Origin of the sequence: Martelella sp. AD-3 (assembly GCF_001578105.1) — a bacterium.
Lineage (GTDB): Bacteria > Pseudomonadota > Alphaproteobacteria > Rhizobiales > Rhizobiaceae > Martelella.
Genome location: NZ_CP014275.1, coordinates 1,718,613 through 1,733,692 on the forward strand (window position 1 = coordinate 1,718,613; position 15,080 = coordinate 1,733,692).

The 15,080-nt window shown below is 63.2% G+C and carries 12 protein-coding genes; 6 read left to right on the forward strand and 6 right to left on the reverse strand.

Features of this window, described 5'->3' with window-relative positions; genetic code table 11:
- The first annotated feature begins 192 nt into the window (after positions 1-192).
- The 4 genes from AZF01_RS07925 (at position 193) to AZF01_RS07940 (ending at position 5,872) form a co-directional block, all read left to right on the forward strand.
- Positions 193-861, forward strand: coding sequence for a protein-L-isoaspartate O-methyltransferase (locus tag AZF01_RS07925; RefSeq protein WP_024707974.1), 669 nt, complete (start codon positions 193-195; stop codon positions 859-861).
- A 152-nt stretch (positions 862-1,013) separates the two neighbouring features.
- Positions 1,014-1,763, forward strand: a complete 750-nt coding sequence (locus tag AZF01_RS07930; RefSeq protein ID WP_024707973.1) for a PopZ family protein — start codon at positions 1,014-1,016, stop codon at positions 1,761-1,763.
- 216 nt (positions 1,764-1,979) lie between these two features.
- Positions 1,980-4,892, forward strand: coding sequence for a valine--tRNA ligase (locus tag AZF01_RS07935; RefSeq protein WP_024707972.1), 2,913 nt, complete (start codon positions 1,980-1,982; stop codon positions 4,890-4,892).
- Between the two features lie 263 nt (positions 4,893-5,155).
- The gene (locus AZF01_RS07940; protein WP_024707971.1) at positions 5,156-5,872 is read left to right on the forward strand and encodes a hypothetical protein; all 717 of its coding nucleotides are present in this window, start codon (positions 5,156-5,158) and stop codon (positions 5,870-5,872) included.
- Here the strand turns inward: AZF01_RS07940 and AZF01_RS07945 are convergent.
- The gene (locus AZF01_RS07945) at positions 5,857-6,843 is read right to left on the reverse strand and encodes an aldo/keto reductase (RefSeq protein WP_024707970.1); all 987 of its coding nucleotides are present in this window, start codon (positions 6,841-6,843) and stop codon (positions 5,857-5,859) included. The two genes, AZF01_RS07940 and AZF01_RS07945, sit on opposite strands and share 16 nt — an antisense overlap.
- A 144-nt stretch (positions 6,844-6,987) precedes the next feature.
- On the opposite strand from AZF01_RS07945, the gene AZF01_RS07950 reads away from it, so the two are divergent.
- Together AZF01_RS07950 and AZF01_RS07955 are read left to right on the forward strand one after the other, a co-directional pair.
- The gene (locus AZF01_RS07950; RefSeq protein ID WP_024707969.1) at positions 6,988-8,223 is read left to right on the forward strand and encodes a DNA repair exonuclease; all 1,236 of its coding nucleotides are present in this window, start codon (positions 6,988-6,990) and stop codon (positions 8,221-8,223) included.
- A 3-nt stretch (positions 8,224-8,226) separates the two neighbouring features.
- Entirely contained in the window at positions 8,227-11,670 is a 3,444-nt protein-coding gene (locus AZF01_RS07955; protein ID WP_024707968.1) for a YhaN family protein, read from the forward strand.
- Here AZF01_RS07955 and AZF01_RS07960 read toward each other — a convergent pair whose 3' ends face one another.
- The 5 genes from AZF01_RS07960 to AZF01_RS07980 are packed head-to-tail and all read right to left on the reverse strand — an operon-like array spanning position 11,671 to position 15,044.
- Entirely contained in the window at positions 11,671-12,183 is a 513-nt protein-coding gene (locus AZF01_RS07960; RefSeq protein WP_024707967.1) for an MgtC/SapB family protein, read from the reverse strand. It abuts the gene before it with no gap.
- Between the two features lie 18 nt (positions 12,184-12,201).
- Positions 12,202-12,639 (reverse strand): HIT family protein, encoded by a 438-nt coding sequence (locus tag AZF01_RS07965; RefSeq protein WP_036236974.1) that lies wholly within the window; start codon positions 12,637-12,639, stop codon positions 12,202-12,204.
- A 28-nt stretch (positions 12,640-12,667) separates the two neighbouring features.
- Positions 12,668-13,843 carry a GNAT family N-acetyltransferase gene (locus AZF01_RS07970; RefSeq protein ID WP_024707965.1) on the reverse strand — a complete coding sequence of 392 codons (1,176 nt, stop codon included), beginning with the start codon at positions 13,841-13,843 and terminating at the stop codon, positions 12,668-12,670.
- Between the two features lie 23 nt (positions 13,844-13,866).
- Complete coding sequence (locus tag AZF01_RS07975; protein WP_036236972.1) at positions 13,867-14,577, reverse strand: glycerophosphodiester phosphodiesterase family protein; 711 nt, start codon at positions 14,575-14,577, stop codon at positions 13,867-13,869.
- Positions 14,577-15,044, reverse strand: coding sequence for a RidA family protein (locus tag AZF01_RS07980; RefSeq protein ID WP_024707964.1), 468 nt, complete (start codon positions 15,042-15,044; stop codon positions 14,577-14,579). Before AZF01_RS07980 ends, AZF01_RS07975 begins: the two co-directional genes overlap by 1 nt.
- Between the last annotated feature and the right edge of the window lie 36 nt (positions 15,045-15,080).

Here is a 15,080-nt window from a genome sequence, read left to right on the forward strand (position 1 = left end):
TGTCTGGATCGGCTCCGCGCTTCCATCCAAGGCGGAACCGGTCTTGCCGGCGAACGCCGCAAATTGGCGATGCGGCATACTCACGTCTTGCCACGGGGCGGCGGCGCATTTAAGAAAAATGCTCAGGCGGCGTGACGGTTTCCCGTGGCTCCCGATGGCTGGCGAAAATGCACTGTGAGGTTGATGGCGATGATGAATTTCGAAACGGCGCGTGAAAAGATGGTGGAGTGCCAGATCCGCACCACCGATGTCACGGCGCATCCGGTGATCTCCGCGTTTCTCTCGGTCCCGCGCGAGGCATTCCTTCCTGCCGGGCTGAAGCCGCTTGCCTATATCGACGAGGATATCCAGGTAAAGCCGGCCACGGCCGAAAGTCCCGCCCGCTACATGATGGAGCCGTCGCCGCTCGCAAAGCTGATTCAGCTGGTCGAAGTGTCCAAAAAGGATGTGGTTCTCGTCGTCGGCACGGGTGAGGGGTACGCCGCCGCGGTGCTCTCCCTGCTTGCCCAGTCGGTCGTCGGCATCGACAGTGACGAGGAACTGGTTCAGTCGGCGAGCGACAATTTTCTGGAGCTCGGCTATGACAATGCCGCCGCTGTCGTCGGCGACCTGACGGCGGGCTACCCTTCGGAAGCGCCCTATGACGTGATCTTCGTCAACGGCGCGGTTGAATACATTCCGGACGCGCTGCTCGAACAGCTGCGCGACGGCGGGCGACTGGTCTGCGTCGAAGGCGCCGGAAATGCCGCGCGCGCCAAGATCTATCGCCGCGATGGCGACGTCTTTTCCGAGTTCCTGTCCTTCAATGCCGCGGTGAAGCCGCTGCCGGGCTTCACGCGCGAAAAGGCCTTTGAGTTCTGAGCCAGCGTCATCAAGACAGTTCATTTCCCAAAAAAACTGTGTACAGCCCTGAAAACATGAAGTTTTCAGGGCGGGGCCTGTTGGAACGGGATTATCCTCGGGTATGATTCGGGTCGACGGAAAACTCGCATAAGCGCGCAGAAAGGTTTGTCATGGCGCAGCCGAAGTTGCAGCAAGAGCCGACGATGGAAGAGATTCTGGCGTCCATTCGGCGGATCATCGATAGCGGCGAGGATGCCGGCCGTTCGCCCGGTTACCGATCCCCGCAGACGCGCGAAAGCGCGCAGAACCGCAGCGACGAGACGCGCCAGCAGCCTTCAGGCCATCGCGAAGATGACTGGTATCAGCGCGAAGACGAGCGCGCGAGCGAGCCGGTGATCGTTTCGCGTCATCACGCCGGCGACGGGCCGGCCGCTGCCTCCGAGGAGCCGGCTCAGCCCGAGCCGGTGCGGCAGGAGCCGCCGATGGCCGAACAGCAGGTCTATCGCGTGGAGGAACAGGCTCAGCCCGCGCCGGAAGAGCCGTCCTATCGGCAGGAACCTTCCCATGAAGGGGCTTCCGACGACCGGCAGTCGTCCTTCCAGGCGGTCTATCCGGGCACGATGGGCGAGGTCGCCCGCCAGGTGCGCGAGGCGTCCGGCCAATTCGAGCCGGGCGACGAGCAGGACGCATCGGAAGCCGCGGGCGACGACGCACCGCTGCTGTCCGCGGAATCGGAGATGCGGATCTCTGAGGCGTTGCGCGAACTTTCCTTCGCGCTCGAACGCGAGGGCGCGCGCAGCATCGAGGAAATCGTTGCCGAAGAGCTCCGTCCGCTCCTGAGCAACTGGCTCGAAACCCACATGCCCTCGATCGTCGAGAATGTGGTCGCGCGCGAACTCGAGCGCATGCGTCGGCGCTGATTGCGCCGCGCCGCTCGCCTGTTTTTTAAGGCCTTCGGGCCGTAGGGCCGTCCCTTTTCGGGGCGGCTTTGTTGTTGACAGGCTTCGCGCCAAACGCTTAACAACATCTGGCTCTCGACCGGCTTTCTGCTGGCAAAACCGGGGGTCGTCAAAAACCGGAGAGGACGGTCGGCCGCGCGCGCCGGCCATCCTTTCAAAACAGGAATTGGCACGGAAATGCTTGACAAGACCTATGACGCGAACAGCGTCGAACCGAAGATCGCGGATCGCTGGCAGGAGGCCGACGCCTTCCGCGCGGGCGCCAACGCCAGGCCGGGGGCGGAGTCTTTCAGCATTGTGATTCCGCCGCCGAACGTCACCGGCTCGCTGCATATGGGTCACGCGCTCAACAACACGCTGCAGGACATTCTGGTGCGCTTCGAGCGCATGCGCGGCAAGGATACACTCTGGCAGCCCGGCATGGACCATGCGGGCATCGCCACGCAGATGGTCGTAGAACGCCAGTTGATGGAAAGACAGCTTCCCGGCCGGCGCGAAATGGGCCGCGAGGCCTTCATCGACAAGGTCTGGGAGTGGAAGGATGAATCCGGCGGGCAGATCCTCAACCAGCTGAAGCGCCTCGGCGCCTCCTGCGACTGGTCGCGCGAACGCTTCACCATGGATGAGGGGCTTTCCGAGGCGGTTCTCGAAGTCTTCGTCACGCTCTACAAGCAGGGCCTGATCTACCGCGGCAAGCGTCTCGTCAACTGGGATCCGCAGTTCGAGACCGCCATCTCCGATCTCGAGGTCGAGAACCGCGAGACCGACGGCCATATGTGGCATTTCAAATATCCGCTGGCCGATGGCGAGACCTACACCTATGTCGAGAAGGACGAGGACGGGAACGTCATCCTCGAAGAGGAACGCGACTATATCTCGATCGCCACCACGCGCCCGGAAACGATGCTCGGCGACGGCGCGGTCGCGGTTCATCCGTCAGACGAGCGCTATGCGCCAATTGTCGGAAAATTCTGTGAAATCCCGGTCGGACCGAAGGAACATCGCCGTCTGATCCCGATCATCACCGATGAATATCCGGACCCGGATTTCGGCTCCGGCGCGGTCAAGATCACCGGCGCGCATGATTTCAACGACTACCAGGTCGCCCGCCGCAACCACATTCCGCTCTATCGCCTGATGGACGAGAAGGCGGCGATGCGCGCGGACGGCGAGCCCTACGCGACCTGTGCCGGCCAGGCGATGAAGATCGCAAAATCCGGCGAACTGCCGGGCGAGGCCGACGTCGACGACATCAATCTCGTGCCCGATGAATATCGCGGCCTCGACCGCTACGCCGCGCGCAAGCGCATCGTCGACGCGATCAATGCCGAGGGTCTTGCCGTGACCGTGAAGGACGAGGAGGGCAATGATATCCCCTTCGTCGAGAGCAAGAAGATCATGCAGCCCCATGGCGACCGTTCCGGCGTCGTCATCGAGCCGATGCTGACCGACCAATGGTTCGCCGATGCCAAGACGCTGGCTGAGCCGGCCATCGCTTCCGTTCGCGAGGGCCGCACGAAGTTCGTGCCGAAGAACTGGGAAAAGACCTATTTCGAGTGGATGGAGAATATCGAGCCCTGGTGCATTTCGCGCCAGCTGTGGTGGGGACACCAGATCCCGGCCTGGTACGGCCCGGATGGTTCCGTCTTCGTCGAGAGGACCGAGGAAGAAGCGCTCGAGGCGGCCATCCAGCACTATATTTCCCACGAAGGTCCGTGGAAGGCCTGGGTCGAGGAGCAGCTTGAGAATTACGAGCCCGGCAACATCCTGACCCGGGACGAGGACGTTCTCGACACCTGGTTCTCCTCGGGTCTCTGGCCCTTCTCCACGCTCGGCTGGCCGGAAAAGACGGAGGAACTGGCGCGCTACTATCCGACCAGCGTTCTCGTCACCGGTTTCGACATCATCTTCTTCTGGGTCGCGCGCATGATGATGGATGCGCTGCATTTCATGAAGGATGAGCACGGCAATCCGATCGAGCCGTTCCACACCGTCTATGTGCACGCCCTGGTGCGCGACAAGAACGGGCAGAAGATGTCGAAGTCGAAGGGCAATGTCATCAACCCGCTCGACCTGATCGACGAATATGGCGCCGATGCGCTGCGCTTCACGCTGGCGATCATGGCCGCCCAGGGGCGCGATGTGAAGCTCGATACGAGCCGCATCGCCGGCTACCGCAATTTCGGCACCAAGCTGTGGAATGCCACGCGCTTTGCCGAGATGAACGGCATGAAGCTTGACGCATCCTTCCGCCCTGAAAAGGCGACGCAGACGATCAACCGCTGGATCCTGACCGAGCTTTCGAAGACGGCCGAGGATGTGACGCGGGCGATCGAAACCTACCGCTTCAACGAGGCGGCGGGCGCGCTTTATCACTTCGTCTGGCACGAACTCTGCGACTGGTATCTGGAACTGCTGAAGCCCGTTTTCATGGGCGAGGACGAGGCCGCCAAGACCGAGGCGCAGGCCTGCGTCGCCTATGTACTGGCCGAAACCTACAAGCTCCTGCATCCGTTCATGCCGTTCATGACCGAGGAACTCTGGGCCCATATCGGCGGCGAGGGGCTGCTGTGCCATGCCGACTGGCATGTGCCGCTCCACCGCGACGACCAGGCCGCGGACGAGATCAACTGGCTGGTCGATCTCGTTTCCGGCATCCGTTCCGCGCGCGCCGAGATGAACGTGCCGCCATCGGCCAAGGCGCCGCTGATCTTCGTCGGCGCCAATTCCACGACCCGCGAGCGCAGCGCCCGGCACTATCCGGCAATCGAGCGTCTGGCACGGGTCGATTCGCTCGACTTCGAAAAGACGACGCCCAAGGGCGCGGCCCAGGTGATTATCGGCGAAGCAACGGCCTGCATTCCGCTCGGCAACCTGATCGACGTCGCCGCCGAAACCGCGCGTCTGGAAAAGGCAATCGGCAAGGTCGACAAGGATATCGAACGCTCGGCGAAGAAACTCGACAACGAGAAATTCGTCGCCAATGCCGATCCGGAAGTGGTCGAAACCGAACGCGAGCGTTTTGCCGAACTGAAGACGCAACGCGAACAGCTTGCCGTGGCGTTGACGCGGGTAAGCGAGGCCGGTTAGTTGGCTACGGATCTGTGATCAACAAAGGCGACGCCGCATGTATGGGGTGTCGCCTTTGTTGTAACCGCTCTTTTCCTGCAACAATCAGAACGGCAATTCGAGATGTTCCGGGACACGAACTATGCTGACCTTATTGGAAGAGTGGCAATGATCGGGGGACGGGGTTTGTCAGTGGTTGTCGTTATAAGTGCGGAGCGCCGGAAGCTCGGGGTTTCACTTTCGGAGCACAGTGCGCAAACCGTTCCATCCTGAAGGCTCATCCCTTGCGCCTGATCGTCTTTGTTCTGTTTCGCTGCTTTGGTATCTTGCTGCTGGCTGTTCCGCTATTGGTGCTTGCTACTCATGCGGTCAACGACAGACGGGTTGAACGAACACAGCAGTTTGAGAGGAACGGTATAGATTTGCCCGCACGGGTTATTTCGAAAAGTGATAAAAAGGCTTTTCCTTTTTTTCGTTCGTCTGGACCGCGCTATTTTCTTGTTCTTTCGTTCAAAGACCTGGGCAACAGGACCGCTAAAATCGCTGTCAGCCGAAGTGAATTTGATGCCGCCTATCTCGATAAAGTCCTTTTGACGCGCGTCCTGGTGGAGGACAAACTTGCTGTTCAATATCCCATCGGCAGTGGTTCGGGATATGTTGACAGTCCCACAAGTAAATGGTGGCAGATTGCATGCCTCGTCATCTTCTGCACTTGCATGACCGCAACAACTTTTGGCGCCGTTGTTTATGCAAGGTTCTTTGGAGAAGTCCGGTATGTCCACTTCGACAAAGCGAAAACGCTTCGAAGTGGAAATAAACGGGCGTATTGGCGAAGCCAGGCCAGTGGCATTCATGGTGCGACCGGACCGATACCCAAAGACGAACGGTTCCGCTTGCAGGAAATGGAGGATGGGCAGCCGTTACGTATGTATCGTCTGCCCGGTTTAGGTTATTTGTGGTGGGAGCACGAACTGCCTTTCAAGCCCTACCAGCGCTGGTGAACGTGGGGGGCGATGCGGCTGCGGTAGATCTCTTCCATTGCCGCCATCACGTCGGCGCCGATCACCGGAAGGTCGGAGGCCCGCGCATTGCCCCTGGCCTGTTCGGCGTTGCGGGCACCGGGAATGGCGACGGTGACCGCCTCGTTCATCAGGATCCAGCGCAGCGCGAAGGCCGCCATGCTTTCCCCGCCCGGAACATGCTTGCGCACTTCCTCCACCGCATCGAGCGCAATCTCGAAGGGCACGCCGGCAAAGGTCTCGCCGACATCGAAGGCTTCGCCCGAACGGTTGAAGTTGCGGTGGTCTTCCTTGTCGAACTCGGTGTCCCGCGTGATCTTTCCCGAGAGAAGCCCGGAGGCGAGCGGCACGCGCACGATCACGGCGATGTTCTTCCGTTGCGCTTCCGGCAGGAACAGCGAGGCCGGGCGCTGGCGGAAGATATTGTAGATGATCTGCACGCTGGCGACGCCCGGAAACTCGATCGCCTTCAGCGCTTCCTCGACCTTTTCGACGCTGACGCCGTAATTGGCGATCTTGCCCTTGGCCTTGATGGCGTCCAGCGCCTCGAACACCTCCGGCCTGTAGAAGGCCTCGGTCGGCGGGCAGTGGAGCTGCACCAGATCGAGCCGTTCCGACTTCAGGTTCTTCAGGCTGCGATCGATGAAGCCCTCGAGGTTTTCGCGATTGTAGCCGTCGGCCGTATGCGGATTGAGGCGGCGTCCGGCCTTGGTGGCGACGAAGGGCTTTTCGCCGCCGCGATTCGCCAGAACGTCGGCGATGATCTTTTCCGAGCGGCCGTCGCCATAGACATCGGCCGTGTCGATGAAATTGATGCCGGCATCAAGCGCGGCGTTCAGCGCCGCGCGACCGTCCTCCTCGCTGACGGAACCCCACGAGCCGCCGATCTGCCAGGCGCCGAAGCCGATATTGGAGACGGGGCGTCCGGTGCGTCCGAAATTGTGATAATGCATGCGTTCCTCCGGTGAATGTCTGATTCCCGCCCCCAAAGAGGCGGACGGGACAAGGCGCCGGTCCGGCGCTTGTTTGGGCTTGCAGTGCGAATCCAAGGTCTTTTACCTCTGGAAGGCCGAAGAAAAAACAGGGAAAGGTGATTTGTGACGTCCTTCCGCTTCATTCATGCCGCCGATCTGCATCTGGGCAGCCCTCTTTCCGGGCTGATGCTGAAGGACCGGCAGATGGCGGAACGCTTCGCCGCCGCCGGGCGCGATGCCTTTTCCGCGCTGGTTGACTATGCGCTCGCCGCGCAGGTGGATTTCCTGGTGATCGCCGGCGACGTCTATGACGGCGCGTGGAAGGACAATCATATCGGCCTGTTCTTCAATCGCGAGATCGCGCGATTGTCGCGCGCCGGCATCCCCGTCTATTTCCTGCGCGGCAATCATGATGCCGAGAGTATCGTCGCCCGCACCATCGCCATGCCGGAAGGCGTCCATGAATTCTCCACCCGCAGACCACAGACCTTTGTCATAGAACACCTGAAAGTGGCGCTGCACGGCCAGGGCTTTGCCGAACGCGTGGCGGCCGACAATCTTGCGCTTGCCTATCCGGCGGCGGTGCCCGGCCATTTCAACATCGGCGTGCTGCACACCTCGCTGTCCGGCCGTCCGCCGCATGCCGTCTATGCGCCGTGTTCGGTCGTCGATCTCGCCTCGCGCGGCTATGACTACTGGGCGCTCGGTCATGTCCATGCGTTTGAAGAGGTTTCGGCCGATCCGCTGACGATCTATCCGGGCAATCTGCAGGGCCGCAATATCCGCGAGACCGGGGCGAAGGGCGCGGTGCTGGTCAGCGTCGAGGACGGCCGTCCGCGCTATGAACGGGTGATGCTGGACTGCGCCCGCTTCGAGACGGTGGAGGTGATGCTTGCAGAGGACCTGACCGAAGGCGCCATTCCCGGCGCAATCGAGGCTGCGCTTTCGCCCTTTGCCGAGGCGGCGGATGAGCGGCCCCACGCGCTCAGGGTCACGCTGTCCGGTCGTCATGCTTTAGCCGAGCGGATCAAGGCTGAACGGTCACAGTGGCGCGATCACGTTCAGGCCGCATGCCACCGCATTCACGCTGATCTCTGGCTTGAAAAGCTTGTGATCGCGCTTGAGGCAGCGGGCACGGAAAGGGCAAAGGCAGCGGGTGAGCTTGTGGTCGACATCGATGCGCTGGTCGCTTCGATCGCAGCCGGCGAAGACGCCGGCATCAGCGAACTCGTCAGTGAGATCTCCCGAAGGCTGCCGGGCGGCGTCGCGGCGGGCGAGCAGGCGCTTGGCGCAAGCGAGTCCGAGCTTCTGGCGGAAGCGCGTGACATCCTGCGCGCGCGGCTTGCGGGCGAGGGCTGAGCGATGCGGTTTCTCTCACTCGATCTCCTGCGCTACGGACATTTTTCCAACCATGCCATCACCTTCAGGCCCGATGCCGCGGTGCATATCGTCTACGGGCCGAATGAGGCGGGAAAATCCTCGGCGCTCTCGGCCTTTTCCGATCTCCTCTTCGGCTTTCCCGATCGCGATGTCGGCTATGATTTCCTGCATTCGGCCCGTGATCTGAGGATCGGCGCGGAAATTCGCGCGCGCTCCGGCGAGACGCTTGCCTTCCGCCGTCGCAAGGGCCGCAAGGATACGCTGCTGGCTGCCGGCGGTGACAGCGAGGCCGCGCTCAATGACGATGCGCTCTCCGCCTATCTCGGCAGTCTCGACCGAACCGTGTTCGAACGGGCCTTCGGGCTTGACAGCGAGCGGCTGCGGGCAGGGGCTGACGAAATGCTGGCCGATGGCGGCGAAATCGGGCAGATTCTGTTTTCCGCCGCATCCGGGCTGACGGGGCTCCGCTCGGTTGCCGAAGCGCTTGCCGCCGATGCCGATGGCATCTACGGCCCGCGCCGGTCGCAGAACCGGTCCTTCTACCAGGCTCTCGATCGCCACGAGGCGGCGCGCAGGGCCGAACGCGCGCTGGAGCTCAACGCCAGCGACTGGAAGGCGTTGCTGCGCGAGGAAAGCGAAATCGAGGAGGAGCTTGCGGCGCTTGGCGAACGTCAGCACGCGCGCCGTACGCGCATGGCCGCGCTCGACCGCCTGCAAAGGCTTCGCGGCCTCATTGCCGAGGTCGACAGGCATGAACGCGTGCTGCAGGGGTTTGTCGAACTCGATGCCGTTTCCGACCAGACCGGCGCGCGCCTTGAGGCGCTTGCGGCGCGCGCCGCCCGGCTTCAGGCTGACCATGACGGCAAGGCGGAGCGCCTCGCCGCGCTGAGGCGTGACCTTGAGGCACTTGAAATCGACGATGCCCTGCTCGAGCGGCGCGACGAGATAAGACGTCTTTACGCCGAAAGCGGACTGCATGCCGAGGCGGTGGAGCATCTGCCGGGACGCGAGGCCGAATATCAGGAAACGGTATCGGGGCTGACCCGCCTTGCCCTCGATCTCGGGTTTCAGGACATCGGCGGTATCGAGCAGAACAGGCCGAACCACATCCTGCTGTCCGATCTGGAGGACGCGATCGGGGAAGGCGCGCGGCTCGAGCGGGACGTCGCCGCGCTCGAAAAAGGCCTCGCCGAGGGTCGTCGCGACGTCGAGCGGCTCGAAAGCGAAAGCGGCGGCGGACAGTTGATCGATCCGGCGCCGCTCCGGCGCCGTTTCGACGCGCTGCGGCCGGACCTGGCTAGGTTGAAGGAGGCGGAGACGCTTGATGCCGACATTGAAGGGCGACAACGCGCGCTTCTGGACGACGCCGCGGCCCTTCGCCCGGCCGTGCGCGACATTCATGCGCTGTCGCGCGCGGACCTGCCGGATGACGCCGCGCTCGACGCGGCGCGCGAAACCATTGCCGCCTGCGAAGGGGAGATCGCGGCGGTCGAACAAAAGATTGCCGATGCGGCATCCGAACGCGCCCGCATCGAGGCGCTGATGGCGGAGGCGGCAGGCGAGGGGCCGGTATTGACCCGCGCTGACATCAGCGCCGCGCGGGAGGAGCGAGACCGGCTGTTTGCCGCGTTCAGAGCCCATGAAGGTGAACCTGAGACCTATATCGCTTCGGTCGAAGCCGCCGACGACCTGGCTGACCGTGCTCTCGACACGGCGGAAAAGCTTGCCCGGCACGGCGATCACCTCCGACGTCTCGAAGCGCTCGCCGTCGAGGCTGAACGGCACGCCGAAGAGCGCGCGCGGCTTTTCGGGCAGCGCGCCGAGGCGACTGCGGCGCATAAGGCGCTCTTCGCGTCGGCGGGCGTCGAGGCGAGAACGCCGGAGGCGATGCGCGACTGGCTGCGTCAGGTCGGTCTGCTGCTTGACCGGCGCGAGGCGCTCTACGCCCTGATCGACCGGCAGAAGGGCGTTGCCCGGCTGAGATCCGAGCTTCATGCAAGCCTTGTCCCGCTTGCCGGCGAAACGGAGGCCGATATGCCGGCGCCGGCGCCGGCGCTGGCGCGCTATGTCGAGACCCGGATTGAACGACTTGCCGAGCGCTGGGAGGATGCGCGCCGCCAGCAGGCCGAGATCGCGGCTGCCCGCCAGACGATCGCCCGGCGCGAGCAGGAGCTTGCCAGGCTGGAGCCCGTGCGCGCTGCCTTTGCCGAACGTTATGCGCGCTGCCTTGCCGCGGTCGGCCTTGCGCGCGAGACCGGTCTTCAGGCGGCCGAGGCGGCGCTTGCGCTCTGGGCCAGGGTGCCGCCGCTTCTGGAGAAGAAGGAAAGGCTGGAACGCGAGATCGCCGCCGACCGGGCGCGGATTGAGGGCTTTCGCGAGGCTGCCGGACGGCTCGCCGGTGCGCTTGCGCCCGATCTTGTCGGCGGCAATGCCCGGGAATATGTGCGGATACTGAGCGAGCGGATCGACCACAACACCTCGGCGGCCGCCCGCCGCAGGACGCTTGACGAGGCCGCCCAGGCGCTTGCCGCCGAACTTCAATCGCTGCTGGCCGAGCTTACGGCGTGTCGGGATGAGGCCGCGGAAATTGCCGCTTCCCTGCCGCCTGGCCTTGCGCCGGAAGGTTTGCCGGAACGCCTTTCCGAGCGCACGGCGACGCGAAAGGCGCTTGCCGAGGCCCGACGCCGTTTTGCCGAAGGCAGTGACGGGGCCGACGAGGCGGAGACCCGAAAGCTTGCCGAAGGGCTCGACGTGATCGCCTGCCGGCAGGAGCGCGAGGCGCTTGCCGCCGAGGAGGCAGAGGACGAGACCGTTCGCGAAGACCTGTTGCAGCGCCGTGCCGCGACACGCCACAGGAAGCAGGAGATTGGGCGCGGGGAAAGCGCAGAACAGGCGGCCTTCGACCGGATCTCGGCCGAGGAGGAGGCGCGCGATCTTGCCCGCGAATGGGTGGTGCTGAAGCTTGCGGGCAATCTGCTTGATGCCGCAATGGAACGGTATCGTGCCGGCCGTGCCGACCCGATCCTCAAGAAGGCCGGCCGGCACTTTTCGGCGCTGACCATGGGCGGATTCGACGGACTGCTGCAGAATTACGGAGCCGGTGACGAATTGCTGCTTTCGGCCCGCCGCGCGGATGGCGGCGAAGTGCCGGTCGACGGCCTGAGCGACGGCACGCGCGACCAGCTCTGGCTGGCGCTTCGTCTCGCATTCATCGAGGATTACGCCGGCCGCAACGAACCGGCGCCGCTGATCGTCGACGACATTTTCCAGACCTTCGACGACGCACGCAGCGCGGCCGGCTTGCGCTCGCTTTCAGCGCTCGACGGCGATATCCAGACGATCCTGTTCACGCATGAGAAAAGCCTTGTCAACATTGCCCGAAGCGCGCTTGGCGACAAGGCCGATATCGTGACGCTGGAACGCTGATCAGGATTCGTCGGAACGATTGTCCTTGGTCTTTCGGCGGCTGAGCCTGGTGTGCACCTCTATTCTGTGCAGGACGAGGAGCACGATGATGCCGAGGACGGAGGAAAAAATTCCCAGTGTCCAGAGGCCGAGGCCGATGGTGAGGCCGATCGCGCCGGACAGCCAGAGCCCGGCGCCGGTGGTCAGCCCCTTCACCGTGCCCTTCTGGAAAAACACGATGCCCGCGGCAAGGAAGGCAACGCCCTCGGTGATCGACTGGATCACGCGCGTCGGATCGATCCTGAGCACATCGGAATCTTCCGGCATCAGGTCCGGCACTTCCGTGGAGACGATGACGAAGAGGGCGGCGGCGAGGCTGACGAGAATGTGGGTGCGCAGCCCCGCGGCGTGGTTCTGCATCTCCCGCTCAAGGCCGATCAGCCCGCCGAAGAGGGCCGCGCCCATCAGACGGACGAAGAAGACCAGATTTTCACTACCGCCTGTCGTGGTGATATCGTCAATCAGGGCTTCCATCGGTCTCCCGTATTGATGTCAGAGGTGCTCCCTGATCTTTTCGGCATTGGCCGAAAGGACCGCGCTTTCCTCCATAACGCCCGAGTGGCGCTTCAGGTCCACGCCTTCGTGGCGCGGAATGACGTGGAAGTGAAGGTGGAAGACGGTCTGGCCGGCGGCCGGCTCGTTGAACTGGGCGATGAAGACGCCGTCAGCCTTGAACGCGGCCTTCACGGCCTGTGCCATTTTCTGCACCACCGCCATGGCCTTGCCGACAACCACCGGATCGGCGTCGAGCAGGTTGCGCGAGGGTTTGCGCGGAATGACCAGGACATGGCCCGGCGCCTGCGGCATCACGTCCATGATGGCGATGACGTCGTCATCCTCGTAAAGCTTCGTCGCCGGAATTTCCCCGCGCAGAATTTTTGCGAAGATGTTGTCGTCCTCATATTCCGCGATATGGGTCTCGTCTGCCATGGTGTTTCACTCCCTTGTTGCCGGCGCTTCAGTCGCCCTTCTTGTAGGGCGCGTGCGCGCTCAGGATATCATTGAAATGCGCGACGTCCTCCCGTTCATGAACGAGAAACGCGGCCACCGCGTTCCGCAAGCCGTCATGGGTGATGTAGTGGGCGGAATGGGTGGTGACGGGCACATAGCCGCGCGCCAGCTTGTGCTCGCCCTGGGCGCCGGCCTCGACGCGTGCGAGATTGTTGGCGATGGCGAAATCGATGGCCTGGTGATAGCAGACCTCGAAATGCAGGTAGCGATGGTCCTCGATGCACCCCCAGTGCCGGCCGAAGAGCGCATCGGAGCCGATGAAATTGATGGCGCCGGCGATATAGCGCCCGTCACGCCTGGCCATGACCAGAAGAATGTCGCGGGCCATGCGTTCGCCGATCAGCGAATAGAATGCGCGGGTCAGATAGGGACGGCCCCATTTGCGGCTGCCGGTGTCCATGTAGAAAGTGAAGAACTGGTCCCAGATATCCTCGGTCAGGTCATCGCCCGTCAGCCAGTCGACGGTGATGCCGGCCTCAAGCGCCGCGCGGCGCTCCTTCTTCAGCGCCTTGCGCTTGCGCGAGGCCAGCGTGTCGAGAAAATCCTCGTATCGGGCATAGCCCTTGTTGAGGAAATGGAACTGCTGGTCGGTGCGGTGAAGATAGCCTGCCGCCTCGAAAACAGGCGTTTCCTCCTCCGGCACGAAGGTGACGTGGGCGGACGAGACATTCAGCCGGTCGCTGACCGTCACCAGCGCATCCGCCAGAACCTTCTGCACCGTCGCCCTGTCATAGCCCTCGCGCACGAGAAGATGCGGGGCGGTTGCCGGGGTGAAGGGCAGGGAGGCCTGCAGTTTCGGGTAATAGCGCCCGCCGGCGCGCTCGAAGGCATCGGCCCAGCCATGGTCGAACACATATTCGCCCTGGCTGTGGTTCTTCAGATAGCACGGCAGCGCACCGATCAGTTTTCCGTCTTCCGTCTCCAGCAGAAGGTGGTGACCGAGCCAGCCGGTTTCGGGCGAGGCCGATCCCGATTCCTCCAGTGATGAGAGGAAGGCGTGGGACAGGAAGGGGGTGTAGCCCACGCCGTCAAGGCCCGGGCGCGTGCCGCCAAGCGTGTCCCATTCCGCTTTCGCAATGGCGGAAAAGCTTTTTTCGATGCGGATTTGCAGGTTTTCGCTCAACAGAACTCTCAAGGCTCGGACCGTTACGCGGGGTCGAAACCCTCGAACGTCATCTGGTCGGCATATTGGAATGTGATCTGGCGGGCGCGCTCGTTGCGGACGGTCCAGGTGATGACCGGCACGCCGCTGTCGCGCAGGCCCGCGACGAAGTCGTTGGGCAGATCATCATAAGAATAGGAGACAAAATCAAGGCCGATCCGCATCGTCGCGCGATGCGCTTTGAAGGAACCTTCGTCATGGCCGTCGGCCGTCAGGCCAAGCGGGCAGGCCGCGCCGGCGCGTTTGAGCGCGGCAAGCAGCGCAGGCTCGAAACTCATCAGCGCCAGAGGGCCGTCATAGTGCGCGGTTTCGGCAATGACGGCCCGGGCAAAGACGTCGGGATCGGTCGGACCGGACTTCAGTTCGATGATCAGCGGCACGCGCCCGGCGGTTACCTCAAGCAGTGCCTCAAGGCGCGGAATCCCGGCCTCGCCCGTGCCGACGCGGATTCCGTCGATCGCTTCGGCGTCAAGCGCCTCGATCGTGTCGGGGCGACCGCAGAGCCTGCTCAGGTCATCGTCGTGAAACACGATCACCTTGCCGTCGGCGGAAAGGCGGATGTCGCATTCGATGGCGAAGTCATTGTCGATGGCGCGCTCAAAGGCCGGCATCGTGTTCTCGAAGACCGCGCCGTTCATGTCGTGATAGCCGCGATGGGCGATCGGCCGGGCCGTCAGCCAGTCGGGACGCGGCATCAGTCGATCTCCACGATGGCGTCGATCTCGACGGCGGCGTTGAGAGGAAGAGCGGCCATGCCGACGGCGGCGCGGGCATGCTTGCCGGCTTCGCCGAAGACGTCTGCGAAGAGGTCCGACGCGCCGTTGATGACGAGATGCTGTTCGGTGAAATCCGGCGCGGAGGCAACAAAGCCCGAAAGCTTGAGAATGCGTTTGACCCGGTCGAGGTCACCGTCAAGCGCGGCATTGATCTGCGCGATGATGTTGATGGCGCAAGCGCGCGCGGCCTTCCGGCCCTCTTCAAGCGAGACATCCGCGCCAAGACGTCCGGTCGCGAGCATCTTGCCGTTTTCCGTCGGCAACTGTCCGGAGATGAAGAGCAGGTTCTCCGACCGGGTGAAGGGAAGATAGTTGGCGGCGGGGGCGGAGGCTTGCGGCAGGGTGATGGAAAGGGCCTTCAGGCGGTCTGAAACGACGTTGGGCATATCTGGCTCCGGGCTTTTCGGGAAAGGGACTGAACA